The organism is Duganella aceris (assembly GCF_011090165.1).
Classification (GTDB): domain Bacteria; phylum Pseudomonadota; class Gammaproteobacteria; order Burkholderiales; family Burkholderiaceae_D; genus Rugamonas; species Rugamonas aceris.
On record NZ_JAADJT010000001.1, the window covers coordinates 764,687 to 779,320 of the forward strand.

The 14,634-nt window shown below is 65.6% G+C and carries 17 protein-coding genes and 1 tRNA gene; 12 read left to right on the forward strand and 6 right to left on the reverse strand.

Annotation, left to right across the window (positions count from 1 at the left end; genetic code table 11):
- Nucleotides 1-110: 110 nt before the first annotated feature.
- From GW587_RS03325 to GW587_RS03335, 3 genes are all read right to left on the reverse strand, one after another.
- Nucleotides 111-854, reverse strand: a complete 744-nt coding sequence (locus tag GW587_RS03325) for a LytR/AlgR family response regulator transcription factor (protein ID WP_166098458.1) — start codon at nucleotides 852-854, stop codon at nucleotides 111-113.
- A gap of 2 nt (nucleotides 855-856) precedes the next feature.
- Nucleotides 857-2,152 (reverse strand): sensor histidine kinase, encoded by a 1,296-nt coding sequence (locus tag GW587_RS03330; protein ID WP_166098460.1) that lies wholly within the window; start codon nucleotides 2,150-2,152, stop codon nucleotides 857-859.
- Between the two features lie 125 nt (nucleotides 2,153-2,277).
- A tRNA-Pro gene (locus GW587_RS03335) sits at nucleotides 2,278-2,354 on the reverse strand.
- 122 nt (nucleotides 2,355-2,476) lie between these two features.
- Here GW587_RS03335 and GW587_RS03340 point away from each other — a divergent pair.
- Entirely contained in the window at nucleotides 2,477-3,103 is a 627-nt protein-coding gene (locus GW587_RS03340; protein ID WP_166098463.1) for a hypothetical protein, read from the forward strand.
- On the opposite strand, the gene rsmI is transcribed toward GW587_RS03340, so the two are convergent.
- Entirely contained in the window at nucleotides 3,104-4,012 is a 909-nt protein-coding gene (gene rsmI / locus GW587_RS03345; protein ID WP_166098465.1) for a 16S rRNA (cytidine(1402)-2'-O)-methyltransferase, read from the reverse strand.
- A gap of 10 nt (nucleotides 4,013-4,022) precedes the next feature.
- Here rsmI and GW587_RS03350 point away from each other — a divergent pair, with 10 nt between their 5' ends.
- The 11 genes from GW587_RS03350 (at nucleotide 4,023) to cynS (ending at nucleotide 13,192) form a co-directional block, all read left to right on the forward strand.
- On the forward strand, nucleotides 4,023-5,429 hold the full coding sequence (locus tag GW587_RS03350; RefSeq protein WP_166098468.1) for a penicillin-binding protein activator: 1,407 nt from the start codon (nucleotides 4,023-4,025) through the stop codon (nucleotides 5,427-5,429).
- Nucleotides 5,430-5,446: 17 nt separating this feature from the next.
- Entirely contained in the window at nucleotides 5,447-5,797 is a 351-nt protein-coding gene (locus GW587_RS03355; RefSeq protein WP_166098470.1) for a YraN family protein, read from the forward strand.
- Nucleotides 5,798-5,854: 57 nt separating this feature from the next.
- Nucleotides 5,855-6,451 carry a phosphoheptose isomerase gene (locus GW587_RS03360; RefSeq protein ID WP_166098472.1) on the forward strand — a complete coding sequence of 199 codons (597 nt, stop codon included), beginning with the start codon at nucleotides 5,855-5,857 and terminating at the stop codon, nucleotides 6,449-6,451.
- Nucleotides 6,444-7,088, forward strand: a complete 645-nt coding sequence (locus GW587_RS03365; protein WP_166098474.1) for a BON domain-containing protein — start codon at nucleotides 6,444-6,446, stop codon at nucleotides 7,086-7,088. Before GW587_RS03360 ends, GW587_RS03365 begins: the two co-directional genes overlap by 8 nt.
- A 71-nt stretch (nucleotides 7,089-7,159) precedes the next feature.
- Nucleotides 7,160-7,681 (forward strand): peroxiredoxin family protein, encoded by a 522-nt coding sequence (locus GW587_RS03370; protein WP_166098477.1) that lies wholly within the window; start codon nucleotides 7,160-7,162, stop codon nucleotides 7,679-7,681.
- A 14-nt stretch (nucleotides 7,682-7,695) separates the two neighbouring features.
- Nucleotides 7,696-9,003, forward strand: coding sequence for a sensor histidine kinase (locus GW587_RS03375; protein ID WP_229259265.1), 1,308 nt, complete (start codon nucleotides 7,696-7,698; stop codon nucleotides 9,001-9,003).
- Nucleotides 9,000-9,635 (forward strand): response regulator, encoded by a 636-nt coding sequence (locus GW587_RS03380; RefSeq protein ID WP_166098483.1) that lies wholly within the window; start codon nucleotides 9,000-9,002, stop codon nucleotides 9,633-9,635. The genes GW587_RS03375 and GW587_RS03380 overlap by 4 nt, the downstream gene beginning before the upstream one ends.
- A 90-nt stretch (nucleotides 9,636-9,725) precedes the next feature.
- A complete protein-coding gene (locus GW587_RS03385; protein ID WP_166098486.1) occupies nucleotides 9,726-11,105 on the forward strand; it encodes a CmpA/NrtA family ABC transporter substrate-binding protein in 1,380 nt (459 codons plus the stop codon).
- On the forward strand, nucleotides 11,102-11,953 hold the full coding sequence (gene ntrB, locus GW587_RS03390) for a nitrate ABC transporter permease (protein WP_166098488.1): 852 nt from the start codon (nucleotides 11,102-11,104) through the stop codon (nucleotides 11,951-11,953). The genes GW587_RS03385 and ntrB overlap by 4 nt, the downstream gene beginning before the upstream one ends.
- On the forward strand, nucleotides 11,943-12,737 hold the full coding sequence (locus tag GW587_RS03395; RefSeq protein ID WP_166098491.1) for an ABC transporter ATP-binding protein: 795 nt from the start codon (nucleotides 11,943-11,945) through the stop codon (nucleotides 12,735-12,737). Before ntrB ends, GW587_RS03395 begins: the two co-directional genes overlap by 11 nt.
- A gap of 11 nt (nucleotides 12,738-12,748) precedes the next feature.
- Nucleotides 12,749-13,192, forward strand: a complete 444-nt coding sequence (cynS, locus tag GW587_RS03400; protein WP_166098493.1) for a cyanase — start codon at nucleotides 12,749-12,751, stop codon at nucleotides 13,190-13,192.
- Here the strand turns inward: cynS and GW587_RS03405 are convergent, their stop codons facing one another.
- Together GW587_RS03405 and GW587_RS03410 are read right to left on the reverse strand one after the other, a co-directional pair.
- The gene (locus GW587_RS03405) at nucleotides 13,193-14,083 is read right to left on the reverse strand and encodes a DUF3034 family protein (RefSeq protein WP_166098495.1); all 891 of its coding nucleotides are present in this window, start codon (nucleotides 14,081-14,083) and stop codon (nucleotides 13,193-13,195) included.
- 19 nt (nucleotides 14,084-14,102) lie between these two features.
- Nucleotides 14,103-14,576: a group I truncated hemoglobin gene (locus GW587_RS03410; RefSeq protein WP_166098498.1), complete on the reverse strand. Its 474-nt coding sequence runs from the start codon at nucleotides 14,574-14,576 to the stop codon at nucleotides 14,103-14,105.
- Nucleotides 14,577-14,634 lie beyond the last annotated feature (58 nt).

Below are 14,634 nucleotides of genomic sequence, written 5' to 3' on the forward strand. Positions count from 1 at the left end.
AACTCCGGGGTCAGAGCTAAAAACTGGACACGGGCTCAACCGTAAAGGCCTTTACGGTTGAGCCCGTGTCCAGTTTTTAGCTCTGACCCCGGAGTATTGGGACATCGGCGTTACATCTGGCGGAACTGGCGGGTGTAGGCTTCGCTGACGGGGAGGATTTCGCTGCGGCCTTTGAGGCGGATCTCCATCACGGTGCCGTCGCGCTCGATCCGGTCCACCGCTTCCAGGTTGACGATGGCGCCGCGATGGATTTGCGTGAACTGCGCGGGATCAAGCTGCTCGACCAGGCTTTTCAGCGGCAGGCGGATCAGCGCTTCGTCGCCCGCCGTCACCACGCGCGTGTACTTCCCGTCTGACTGGAAGTAGATCACGTCGCTCACCATCAGCAGCCGCACCGTGTTGCCCACCGAGGCCTTGATCCATTTCAGGTACGGTGCGACGGCGTGGCCGAACACTTGTTGCCACACGGCCGGCGGTACCGGCGCCGGCATGGCGTCGCGGCTGCGCGTCTTAAGGCGCTTGATGGTCTGCATCAGCCGTGCGGCGTTGACCGGCTTGACCAGGTAATCGGCGGCGCCGGCTTCGAACGCTTGCACCGCATACTCCGCATACGCGGTGACGAATACGATCTGCGTCGTCTCCGCCACGTGCCGCGCTACCTCCATGCCGTTCAGGCCCGGCATCTGGATGTCCAGGAAGACGATGTCCGGCCGCTGCGATTCCATCACCGAGATCGCTTCGATGCCGTTCTCCACATGGCCGCAGATCTCCAGCTCCGGCCACAGCGCGCGCAGGTGGTCGGCCAGCTCCTGCCGCAGCAGCGGTTCGTCTTCGACAATCAAGGCGCTGGTCATCGTTATTCCTTCGGTACCGTGAGCACGGCTTCGACGCCGCATGGCTCGGCCGCGCTCACCGTCAGCGATGCGCGCGCGCCGTATAACAGCGCCAGGCGTTCTTGGATGTTGGCCAGGCCGAAGCCTTTGCCGCCATGCCCGGTCAGTCCGATGCCGTCGTCACGCACGGTGACGCGCAGGCCGCCGTCGCGCGCTTCGGCGCTGATGGCGATCGTGCCGGGTCGGCTGGCGCGCTCCAGCCCGTGCTTGACGGCGTTCTCCACCAGCGAGATCAGCATCGCCGGCGGCAACGGCAAGTCCAGCGCGGCGTCGGCGGCGTCGATGCGGTAGCGCAGCCGCTCTCCCATCCGTATCTGCATGATCGACAGATAGGCGCGCGCCAGATCGAGTTCGCGCCGCGCCGTCGACGAGACGGTGCGCATGTCCGGCAGCGCGTTCTGCAGATAGCCGACCAGGTGGTCGAGCATCTGTTGCGCGGCGTCGCCGTCGGTGCGGATCAGGTACTTGAGATTGGCCAGGGTGTTGAACAAGAAGTGCGGTTCGACCTGCGCCTGCAACGCGGACAACTTGGCGTGCAGCGCGGTCCGCTCCAGTTCCTGCGCGCGCTTGACGGCTTTCAGCGCTTGCTCGTGCTGACGCAGTCGAACGCGCAGATGCTCGGCGACGATCTCCACCGCGCGCAGCGCGCGTCCGTCCTGGATCAGCAAGAGGTCGATGCCGGCCCGGCGCTGGATGCGAATCGCCACCGGCTGCCCCGGCTCGCCGACGATCGTCACTTCGATGCTGCGGCCCAGCCACAGCGGTCGCCACGAGCCGAGCACGATTTTTCCCTGGAACGCGTGATGCCGGAACACGGCAGGCCCGCCGTAGCCCAGCGCTTCGCCCACCGCCAGTCCGGACAGGGTCTCGGCGCACAGGTCGAAGGTGGTGATCGGATCGAATACCGAGGCCACACTGCGGCCGGGCCGGGAGGACATCCGTTCATCGCTCAGCGCCAGGCCGGCTTCGCGCATCGTCTGCAGATTGGCGGTGGCGATCCCGCTCGCCAAAATCGTCGGCAAAACGAAAGGGTAGAAGACCACGTTGAAGAACGCCAGCGGGCCCCAGGTGGCAGGATTGAGCAAGGCGTGCGCCTGCTCGGCCAACAGGAACAGCGGTCCAACCACCGCCAGCAGGATCAGGCTCTGGCAGCATGCCATCCGCAGCACCGATTGCAACAGGTAGCGCCACACCAGCCGCCGGTCGTGCACGACCGGCGCGGGCTGGAGGGTGAACGGCAATTTGTGGGTCGGGTTCATGCAAACATTCTAATGCCTGCGGCAGCGCCGGCCGCCGCCATGCGACGAAGGCGCCAAAAACGCGGATGAACACCCGGAATAGAAAAAACCCGCTTGATGTTTCCATCAAACGGGTTTTTAAATTTTGGTCGGAGTACAAGGATTCGAACCTTGGACCCCCTGGTCCCAAACCAGGTGCGCTACCGGGCTGCGCTACACTCCGAAGAAGCAAGATAATACAAGCCGCCTCAGTATCCGTCAAGTGCCACTACGAATTCAGTATGTACTAAAGCAGGATTTTTTCAATGTGCGATGATGGCGACTGTGGAACTTAGCGAAAACACCATGAATTCTTCCGTGCAATGGCGCCAGCCGGGAGTCGTCGCGGGCATCGCGGTCTCGCTGTTGCTGCACGCCTTGCTGTTGTTCGGCTATCGGATGACGCCGCCCGAGGCGCCGGCGACACAGCCGGCGCGGCCGCTGACCGTCTGGCTGCAACCGCCGAAGCCGCCGGAGATCGTCGCCATGGTCGAGCCGCCGCCACCGCCCAAGCCGAAGCTCAAGCCGACCCAGCCGCGCATCGGGGCGCCAATCAGGGAACCGGTCGAGCGACCCAGCCAACCAGCGCCAGCCACCGCGCAAACCATCACCTTGCCGGCGACGCCGAACGCGCCGAGCACCGCGCCGGATCCGCTGCATCCCGAGGAACCGCCGAAAAAATTCGATATGAACGCGGCGCTGAAGACCGCCCGCAAGGTCGCCACCGAAAAGGGCGCGCTGCAAGACCCGGCCCGCGCCGGCACGCCGGTGGCGCAGCTGGACGACCATCCGCTGTATCCGGAGCGCACCGAGACCGAGCTGGCGCGCAAGATCGACGGCGCCAAGCGCGGCGATTGCAAGAACACCGGCGCCGGCCTGCTCTCCCCGCTGATCTGGCTGATGGACAAGAAGGACAGCGGCTGCAAGTGGTGATTAAGCTTCGTCCCGCAGCTGCAGCGCGCGGTCGTACAGCGCGTTTTTCTTGCGGCCGGTGATCTGTGCCGCCAGGCCGGCTGCCTGTTTAACCGGCAGCTCGGACAGCAGAATCTTCAGGATCCGCTCCGCGTCCAGGTCCTGCTCGTCCTCGGCGGCCGGCGCGCCGGCCAGCAATACGACGAACTCGCCTTTCTCGCGGTGCGCGTCGGCCTTGATCCAGGCCTCGGCCTCGGACAGCGGGCAGCGGTGGATTTCCTCGAACATCTTGGTCAGCTCGCGCGCGAACACCACTTCGCGCTCCGGCTCGAACACGGCCGCCAGCGCGCCGGCGCAGTCGAGGATGCGGTGCGGCGCTTCATAGAACACCATCGTCGCCGTCACCGCGCGCAAGGTGCCGAGGAAATTCTCGCGCTGCTTGGCCTTGGCCGGCAGAAAGCCGACAAAATAAAACTGATCGTTCACCAAGCCGCTGGCCGACAAGGCCGTCACCGCCGCAGAAGCCCCCGGCAGCGGCAGCACCCGCAGCCCCGCCGCCCGCACCGCGTCGACGATGCGCGCGCCCGGGTCGGAAACCGCCGGCGTGCCCGCGTCCGACACCAGCGCGATGCGCTCGCCGGCCTGCAAACGGGCGATCAGCGTTTCCGCCACTTCGCGTTCGTTGTGCTGATGCGCGGCAATCAAAGGCTTGTGCAGGCCGAAGCGGGTCATCAATTGCGCCGTGTTGCGCGTGTCTTCGCAGGCGACAGCATTGACCAGGCTCAAAACATGCAGCGCGCGCAGGCTAATATCCGTCACATTGCCGATCGGGGTCGCCACGACATACAAGGTTGCGCTAGGATAGCTCTGGTGCGCCGTTTCGCCCATGACGGGCAGGGCGGCGATGGAAATGGATTCGTGGTCGGTCATTGGGGGTAGGATGAATAGTCTGAGGTTGTCGCTGTTGGCGGGCGTCGTTGCGCTGGTCAGCGCTTGCAGCACGCCGTTTTGCAACGCGCCCGGGGGATTGTGCGCCCCCGGACAGGCAAACACAAGCCCGCCACCGCCGCCGGCGCCGCCGCCACGGCAGGCCGGACTGCCCAAGCCGCCGCCGGAACCGCCGCTGCCGCCTGCTCAAACTTTCAGCATCGCCCTGCCGGGCGCGGCCGGCGTGGCCGAGGCCGAGCAGGACGCGGAAGCCCGTCCGGCCGCGCCCGCCGCTCGCCGCGCCGAGGAAAACGCGCTGCCGTCCAACACGCCGATCCGCATCGGCCTGCTGCTGCCGACCCGTTCCGAAACCCTGGGCAACGCCGCCGATGCGCTGCGCGCCGGCTTCATGGCGGCCTGGGAGCGCGACCGCGACAACATCACCGTGACCCTGCTGGAAACCGGCGACGTGGCGCAGGACGTGCTGTCCTCCTATGCCAAGGCGCTGCAGGACCAGGATCTGGTGGTCGGCCCGCTGTCACGCAGCGCCGTCACCACGGTCGCCGGCAGCCCGCTGGTGAACAAGCCGACCATCGTGCTGAATTACCCCGAAGGCCACGGCCAGCCCGGCGCCGCGCCGCTGCCGGAAAACATGCTGGCGATCGGCCTGTCGATCGAGGAAGAGGCGCGCCAGGCCGCACAGTGGGCCGCCGCCGAACATCCGGGCCGCAGCGCTTTGATCCTGACCACCAGCACCTCCTGGCAACGCCGCGTCGCCGCCGCCTTCGCCGGCCAGTGGCAACGCCTGGGCCTGGCGGTGCGCATGGTCGAGCTGAGCGCGCCGGACGGCTACCTCAGCGATCCGGAACTGGTGCAGCTGCGCGCGCGCCTGCGCCAAGACTTGCCCGGCCTGCTGTTCTCGGCCATGGGCGCGGACCAGACGCGCCAGCTGCGCGGCGCGCTGGGCAGCGCGATGACCACCGAGCCGACCAATCCCGACATCAGCACCGCCGACGCGCTGCCGCCGGCGCCGCCGGTGCCGACCGAGCAGTTCAGCAGTCTGCCGATCTACGGCACCTCGGCGCTCAATCCCGGCGGCGGCGCCAGCTTCGCGTCGCAGGACCTGGACGGCGTGCGCCTGCTGGACCTGCCGTGGAAAGTCCAGCGCGACCATCCTGCGGTGATGGTCTACCCGCAGCCTTTGCAGGCGGGCAGCGCCGACATGGAACGCCTGTACGCGCTGGGCATCGACGCCTACCGCGTGGCGCGCGAGATCGGCCGCCATCCATCCGGCCGCTTCCACCTGGACGGCGTGACCGGCAAGCTGACCATCGATTTCGGCCGGGGTCCGTCCAGTTTCGAGCGCATCGAGCCGGCCGCGATCTACAAGAACGGCGTGCCGCAGGCGGTCGCGCCGTAACTCCGCATGAGGCCGCCATGCCGCAGACCAGGCAACAGCAGCTGGGCCGCATCGGCGAGGACCGGGCGCTGGCCCACCTGGAGGCGCACGGCCTGACGCTGGTGGAACGCAATTTCCTCTGCAAGGCGGGGGAAATCGACCTGGTGATGCGCGACGGCGCGTTTTTGGTCTTTGTCGAAGTGCGACGCCGCGCCGGCGACAAATTCGGCGGCGCGGTGTTCAGCGTCACGCCGGCCAAGCAGCAACGCCTGCTGCGCGCCGCCCAGTTGTATCTGCTACGCTATAAAAACCTGCCGCCATGCCGCTTCGATCTGGTCGCCATCGACGGAGAAAGATTGTCATGGATACAAAATATGCTTGAAATGTAAGCATTTTTAACAGAGCTTGTTCGGTGCACCAAGCGACTGCACTATAATCAGCACACTATGAATAATCAACGCATCCTCTCGCACTTCCACGAAAGTGCCGAACTCAAAATCCAATCCGCCACCGTCCTCGCCCCGCATATCGCGGCGGCGATCGAGCTGATGTTCGCGGCCCTGTCCAACGGCAACAAGATTCTGGTGTGCGGCAACGGCGGTTCGGCCGCCGACGCGCAGCACTTCGCGGCCGAGCTGGTCGGCCGTTTCGAGCGCGAGCGTTTCCCGCTGCCGGCGATGGCGCTGACCACCGATACCTCGATCCTGACGGCGGTGGCCAACGACTACAGCTACCGCGAGATCTTCTCGAAACAGGTGCAGGCGTTCGGCCAGGAAGGCGACATCCTGCTGGCGTTCTCGACCTCGGGCAACTCGGCCAACGTGATGGCGGCGATCGAAGCGGCGCTGGAGCGCGAAATGCGCGTCGTGGCGATGACCGGCAAGGGTGGCGGCGCCATCGGCAAGATGCTGACCGACGCCGACGTCCATATCTGTGTACCTGCCGACCGCACCGCCCGCATCCAGGAAGTCCATCTGGTCACCATACATTGCATTTGCGACGGCATCGACGTCGCGCTATTCGGAGGAGATGTGAATGAGTAATCCCGGCGCTATCTGGAAACAAGTACAACGTCCGCTGGTCCTGAGCGTGCTCTGTGGCGCGCTGCTGGCGTCGCTGTCGGGCTGCGTCGCGCTGGTCGCGGGCGGCGCCATTTCCGGTACGCTGGCCGCGTCGGACCGCCGCACCTTCGGCGCGCAGACGGAAGACCAGTCGATCCAGGTGAAGAGCCGTCTGCGCCTCAACAACACCGTCGGCGACGCGGGTCACATCAACATCAACAGTTTCAACCGCCGCGTGCTGCTGACCGGCGAAGTGCCGGACGAAGCGGCGAAAGCCACCGCCGAGCGCGAAGTGCGCGCGGTCGAGGGCGTGCTGTCGGTCACCAACGAACTGGAAGTGGCCGGCCTGGCCAGCTACACCTCGCGTTCCAGCGATACGCTGATCACCACCAAGGTCAAGGCCAGCCTGGTCGACACCAAGGATATCTCGGCCAACTCATACCAGGTGGTCACCGAGCGCGGCGTGGTCTACCTGCAGGGCCGCGTGACCCAGCGCGAAGGCCAGATCGGCGCCGACGTGGCGCGCGGCGTCAGCGGCGTGACCAAGGTCGTCAAGGTGTTCGAGTACATCACCGACGAGGAATGGAAGTCGTATCAGCCCAAGCAGGCCAGTCAATAAGCCTGCCCCGGGCGCGGATGGGGATACCGGTCTATAATGACTTCACCCCATTCGCCGCCTGAAAAATAATCATGCAAGAAACCTCGACCTCTTCCCGCGCCTGGATCAAGCCGGTGCTCGCCGCCGTGGTGATCGCCGCCATCGGTCTGGGTGGCTACGTCGCCCTGAGCAAGCGCGAAACCGCGCCGGCGGTCACCTTCCTCAGCATCAAGGGCGACAAGATCGCGCCGGAAAGCCTGCGTGGCAAGGTGGTGATGGTGAATTTCTGGGCCACCTCGTGCACCACCTGCGTGGCCGAGATGCCGAAGATGGTCGACACCTACAACAAGTTCAAGGCCGATGGCCTGGAGTTCGTCGCCGTGGCGATGAGCTACGATCCGCCGAACTACGTTCTCAATTATGCCGAGACGCGCCAGCTGCCGTTCAAGGTGGCGCTGGACACCGACGGTTCGGCCGCCAAGGCCTACGGCAACGTGGCGATGACGCCGACCACCTTCGTCATCGGCAAGGATGGCAAGATCCTCAAGCGCTATCTGGGCGAACCGGACTTCCCGGCGCTGCATAAACTGCTGGCCGAATCGCTGCGCGGGTAATCCCGATGCAGGCCATGGCGCAGACGCATCCGGCCCTGTGGCATGACAAGCTGACCCTGCTGCTGGAATCGACCGGCGATGGCATGTTCGGCATCGACCTGGATGGCTGCTGCACCTTCATCAATCGCGCCGGCGCCGAGATTCTCGGCCATGCCGCCGACGCGGTGCTCGGCAAGAACATGCACGAGCTGATACATCACTCGCATCAGGACGGCTGCCATTATCCGGAAGCGCTGTGTCCGATCTTCCTGGCGTTTCGCACCGGACACCCTTGCCGCAACGATCAGGAAGTGTTCTGGCGCGCCGACGGCAGCTATTTCGCCGCCGAATACTCGTCGCATCCGGTGCTGGATCAGGGTGAGGTGCGCGGCGCCGTCATCACCTTCAACGATATCTCGCAACGCCGCCAGACCGAGGACGCGCTGCAACGCGCGCGCCAGGAGCTGGAACTGCGGGTCGAGCAGCGCACCGCCGAGCTGTCGCAGGCGCTGGTGCAATTGCGCCAGCTGTCGGCCCACACCGACGCGGTGCGCGAGGAGGAACGCAAGCGCATCGCGCGCGAGGTGCATGATGAGTTGGGCAGTCTGCTGGTGGCGCTCAAGTTCGATGTCAACTGGATCGCGCGCCGCGTCACCGACCGCGAGCCGGTGGTGGACAAGTGCCGCACCATGAATCGGCTGATCGAGACGGCGGTCGAGGAGGTGGGGCGCATCATCACCGATCTGCGGCCCAGCATTCTGGACCATCAGGGTTTGATCGCGGCGCTGGAGTGGCAGTTGCAGGAGTTCGCCGACGCCACCGAGATCGTCTGCGATGCCGATATCGAGGCGGCGCCGGATGCGCCGGTGCCGGAGGCGGGATTGGCCACGGCGGTGTTCCGCATCTTTCAGGAAATGTTGAGCAATGTGGCGCGCCACTCCGGTGCCAGCGCGGTGCGGATCCGCATCAGGCTGCTGGCGCACGAGTTGCAGATGGAGGTGGCGGACAACGGCGTCGGCGCTCAGCCCGCCGCGCTCGACCACAAGAGCTCCTACGGCGTGATGGGCATGCGCGAACGCGCGCTGCACTTCGGCGGCACGCTGCGCATCGACGGCAATCACGGCGGCGCGGTCAGTGGGCGCGGCATGGGCGGCGGCGGCGGCGTGGGCGGCGGCGGCGGCGTGGGCGGCGTCGTCGTGGGCGGTGGCGGTGTGGGCGACGTGGGTGGCGGCAAGGGCGGCGGCGTGGGTGGCGGCGAGGGCGGCGGCGTGGGTGGCGGCGAGGGCGGCGGCCACGGCACGCGGGTTCGCCTCAGCATCCCGCTGCGGGGAGCGGGCGCATGATCCGCGTCCTGCTGTGCGACGACCACCGCGTGGTGCGCGAAGGCCTGAAGCAAATCCTGGCCGACGCCGGCGACATCGAAGTGGCCGGCGAATGCGCCGACGGCCCGGAAGCGCTGCGCCAAGCCGGCATCCAGGCGATCGACATGGTGCTGCTCGACATCGCCCTGCCGGTGCAAGACGGCCTTGAAGTGCTGCGCCTGCTGAAACAGCGCACCCCACGCCTGCCGGTACTGATGCTCTCGACCTACCCTGAAAAACAATACGCGATGCGCTGCTACCGCCTCGGCGCCTCGGCCTACCTGAACAAGAGCGCCGACGCCGACCTGCTGCTGCTGGCGATCCGCAAGGTGGCCGCCGGCGGCATGTACGTCAGCCCCGGCATGGCCGAGGCGATGGCCGCCGACGTCGGCCGCCACGCCGGCAAGCTCGCGCACGAAACCCTGTCGCAACGCGAATACCAGGTGTTCGAAGCCATCGCCGCCGGCAGGAGCGTCGGCGAAATCGCGCGCGACCTCGCCATCAGCCCGAACACCGTCAGCACCTACCGCGCCCGCATCCTGGAAAAAACCGGCGCCCACAACGACGTCGGCATCGCGCTGTACGCGGTGCAACACCAGCTGATCCAACTGTAAGCCGCCGTTTGTAGGGCCAGCACTACAGCCAAAAGCACCGTGGCGCGCCGCTTGCGTGCACTCAGGACATTTCCACCTGAGGAGCCGTCCATGTCGATCTTCCGTCCGTATGATGCCGACCGTCCCGCCGTTGCCTGTAGTTGCGGCCACCACGCCAGCGCCGCCGAACACGCCGCCGCAGAAACAGCCATCACCCCGGGCGTGGAGGAGCTCAGCAACGACGTCATCGAAGAGTCGCTGCTGCGCGCCATGTTCCCGCAAGCCAGCGTGCGGCGCGACTTCCTGCGCGCCGTCGGCGCCAACACCGCGCGCGCCGCGATCGCCAGCGTGCTCCCTTTGGGTGCGCTGCAAGCGATGGCGCAGGAACGAACTGGTGCAAACGGCGCACTGGAAAAGACCGACCTGAAGATCGGCTTCATCGCCATCACCTGCGCCGCGCCGCTGATCATGGCCGACCCGCTCGGCTTCTACCGCAAGCAGGGCCTGAACGTCACGCTGAACAAAACCGCCGGCTGGGCGCTGATCCGCGACAAGATCGTCAACAAGGAACACGACGCCTCGCACTTCCTGTCGCCGATGCCGCTGGCGATGTCGATGGGACTGGGCGCCAACCCGCTGCCGATGCGCGTCGCCACCATCCAGAACATCAACGGCCAGGCCATCACCCTGCACGTCAAGCACAAGGACAAACGCGATCCGAAGCAGTGGAAGGGCTTCAAGCTGGCGATCCCGTTCGAATACTCGATGCACAACTTCCTGCTGCGCTACTACCTGGCCGAGCACGGCCTCGACCCCGACCGCGACGTCCAGCTGCGCGTCACGCCGCCGCCGGAAATGGTGGCCAATCTGCGCGCCGGCAATATCGACGGCTTCCTCGGCCCGGACCCATTCAACCAGCGCGCGGTCTACGATGAAGTTGGCTTCATCCACATCCTGTCCAAGGAAATCTGGGACGGCCACCCATGCTGCGCCTTTGGCGCGCCGGACGAGTTCGTCAAGCAGAACCCGAATACTTTCGCCGCGCTGTTCCGCGCCGTGCTGACCGCCGCCGCCATGGCGCGCGACCCGGCCAACCGCGCGCTGGTGGCCAAAGTGATCTCGCCAGCGGCCTACCTGAACCAGCCGGAGACGGTGGTGCAACAGGTGTTGACCGGCAAATTCGCCGACGGCCTGGGCAACGTGCGCAACGTGCCGGGCCGCGCCGATTTCGATCCGGTGCCGTGGCAATCGATGGGCGTGTGGATCCTGACGCAGATGAAGCGCTGGGGCTACATCAAGGACGACGTCGACTACCAGGCCATCACCGAAAAAGTGTTCCTGCTGACCGACGCCAAGAAGCATATGAAGGAACTTGGCCAGACCGTGCCGGCCGGCGTCAACAAGCCGATCAGCGTGATGGGCAAGGCCTTCGATCCGTCCAAGGCCGCCGCCTACGCCGACAGCTTCGCCATCAAGCGGAGCAGCCGATGAGGGGCGCCGGACTGGGCCTGCGCGCCGCGCTGGTCTCGCTGCTGTTGCTGCTGGTGCTGGTGCTCGGCTGGCACCTGGCGACGCTGAGGCCAACACCGGCCGCGAGCGCGCAGGACGACGAATATGCCGCGCTGATGGGCAAGAGCAGCGCCGCGCCCAAGACCGGCGGCGGCTTCCCGACGCCGGCCGAGTTCGCGCACGCGGCGGCCGGCCATCTGGCGCATCCGTTCTACGACAACGGCCCCAACGACAAGGGCATCGGCATCCAGCTGGGCTACTCGCTGGCGCGGGTCGGCGTCGGCTTTGTCGCCGCCGCGCTGGTGGCGATTCCGGTCGGCTTCCTGCTTGGCATGTCGCCGCTGATGCAGCGCGCGTTGAATCCCTACGTGCAGATCCTCAAGCCGATCTCGCCGCTGGCGTGGATGCCGCTGGCGCTGTACACGATCAAGGATTCCTCGCTGTCGGGCATGTTCGTCATCTTCATCTGCGCGCTGTGGCCGATGCTGATGAACACCGCCTTCGGCGTCGCCTCGGTGCGGCGCGACTGGCGCAACGTCGCCCGCACGCTGGAGGTCGGTCCGCTGCGCACCGCGCTGCTGGTGATCCTGCCGGCCGCCGCGCCGACGATATTGACCGGCATGCGCATCTCGATGGGCATCGCCTGGCTGGTCATCGTCGCGGCCGAGATGCTGGTCGGCGGCACCGGCATCGGCTACTTCGTCTGGAACGAATGGAACAACCTGTCGCTGACCAGCGTGTTGTTCGCGATTCTGTTGATCGGCCTGGTCGGCATGCTGCTGGACCTGCTGCTGGGCCGCCTGCAAGCGATGGTGACCTATGTCGAATAACCCTTCCTTCCTGCGCGTCGAAAGCCTCGGCAAACGCTACCTGCCGGCGGCGCCGCCGGTGTTCGAGAACGTCTCCTTCGACATCGCGCAAGGCGAATTCGTCTGCATCATCGGCCACTCCGGCTGCGGCAAGTCGACCATCCTCAACGTGCTGGCCGGATTGGAGACAGCGAGCGAGGGCGTCGCCTTCATGGCCAACCGCGAGATCGCCGGCCCCAGTCTGGATCGCGGCGTGGTGTTCCAGGGCCATGCGCTGATGCCGTGGCTGTCGGTGCTGGACAACGTCGCCTTCGCCGTCAAGTCGCGCCACCGCGACTGGACGCGCCAGCAGGTGGTAGCGCACGCCTGGCGCTTCATCGAGATGGTCGGCCTGTCAGGCTCCGAACACAAGAAACCGTCCGAGCTATCGGGCGGCATGAAGCAGCGGGTCGGCATCGCCCGCGCGTTTTCGATCGAGCCGAAGATGCTGCTGCTGGACGAACCCTTCGGCGCGCTCGATGCGCTGACGCGCGGCGTGATCCAGGACGAACTGCTGAAGATCTGCGCCGCCACCCGCCAGACCGTGTTCATGATCACCCACGACGTCGACGAGGCGATCCTGTTGGCCGACAAGATCCTGCTGATGTCCAACGGCCCGCGCGCGCGCATCGCCGAAGCCGTCGTCAATCCGCTGCCGAAGCACCGCAGCCGCGCCGGCATGCATCACGATCCGCAGTTCTACCCGTTGCGCAATCACCTGATGGACTTCCTGGTCCATCGCTCCAGACAACTCACCCCCACGTAAAGGAAAGCATCATGGACCGTCAACAAGTCACGCAGAAAATCATCTCCGTCAAAGTCGCGCAGCACATGCGCTGGACCGATATCGCGGCCGAGGTCGGACAAAGCAAGGAATGGACGACCGCCGCGCTGCTCGGCCAGATGACGCTGAACCGCGCCCAGGCCGACAAGGTGCAGGCGCTGTTCGGCCTGACCGACGAGGAAACCGCCTGGCTGCAGATCGTACCGTACAAGGGTTCGCTGGAGAGCGCGGTGCCGACCGATCCGCTGATCTACCGCTGGTACGAGATCGTCAGCGTCTACGGCACCACCATCAAGGAATTGATCCACGAGGAATTCGGCGACGGCATCATGAGCGCCATCGATTTCTCGATGGACATCCAGCGCGAGGCCGACCCGAAGGGCGACCGCGTGCAGGTGGTCCTGAGCGGCAAATTCCTGCCGTACAAATCCTACTGATCAGAAACCGGCTTGCGCCGACAGGTACAGGCCGCGCTGTTTCTTCGGATTGAAGATGGTGATATCGCCCAGGTTGGCGTAGGCCGCCGTGATCGAGAAGTGCTTGGTCGGGAACCAGGCCACGAAGGCATCGTAATACGCCTTCTCGTCGTCGACGCCGAGGTTGTGCGGCTTGCGGCGATACTCCGCGCCGAACGCCAGCTTGCGGTTGACCAGGTAGGCCACCGACACTTCCGGCATCACGCGGGTGCTGTCGTTCTGGTCGCCGCCGAAACCGAGCAACCCCATCTGGTTGGCGCGGGTCGCGCGCAGCGTGCCGTTCAGCAGCAGGCTTTGCTCGAACAGGATCTTGGTGGCCGCCACGTAGTAGTCGTAGCCTGAATCGTCCTTGGCGCCGAGCTGCTTGACGTTGGTCACGCCCAGCGCGCCCAGGCCGCCGATGCCCTTGTTCTTCTTGTACATGATGCCGACCGCGACCTGCGGCATCAGGCTGTCCTGTTCGTAGACGGCGTCGCCGGCCAGCTTCAGCTTCAAGCCGACGATGTCCTGCTTGATGTTGAGCTTGTCCAACGGCGCCAAGCTGCCCTTGAATTCCTGGTTCGCCAGCGACAGCTCCAGCCGGTCCGCGATACCGACCGCGACGCCGTAGCTGCCCAGCTTGTAATCCTGGGTGTCGATGTAGGTGTAGTGCGCGTTGCCGCCCCAGCTGTCGCGGGTGCCGTAGCCGGTGATCAGCGCCCATGGCGTGATGCCGCCGCCGCCCGCGCCTTCGACCTGGCTGACGCCGCCGGTGGCGAGGAATTTGCCCATATCGGGTTTGCCTTGCGCGGCGGCCGCGCCGCACGCGAGTACAGCCGAAACCGCCAGTGAGGCAGTGATGATTTTTTTCATTGTTCTGCTCCTGACGGGATTATTTGGTCACGATAGCGCGCTGCATCGGCGCCAGCTTGGCGACCAGCTTGTTCGCTACGCTGTTGGGCACGTTGTGCTGTTCCATCGCGATCTGCAAATCCTCGGTCAGGGCATTGAACATGGCGTTGGTGATCTTCAGGTCCTGGTGCACGGTGGCCATGTCGCGCACGGTGCCGACGCCGTCCATCGTCTTGTCGCGGTACTTGCCGCTGTACTTGCACGGGCCGCCGGCGAATTCGCAGAACTGTTCCTGCAGGCGCACGTTCAGCTGCACCATGTCGAAGTCGGCGAAGCTGTCCTTGATGCGCGGATCGGCCAGCAGCATCGGCACGAAGGTATCGACGATCTTCTTGATGCCTTCCTTGCCGCCCAGGCCCTGGTAAGTGGAGTCGTCGGTGTAAGGGGTTTGCGCCATCGCCAGCGACGACGCGAATATCAGGCCGCAACCAACCAGCTTGATGAATTTTTTCATATCAGTCCTTGAATGCAAAAGAGATAAAGAGATTCAGCGGGGGCGCGGCTTTCCAGCA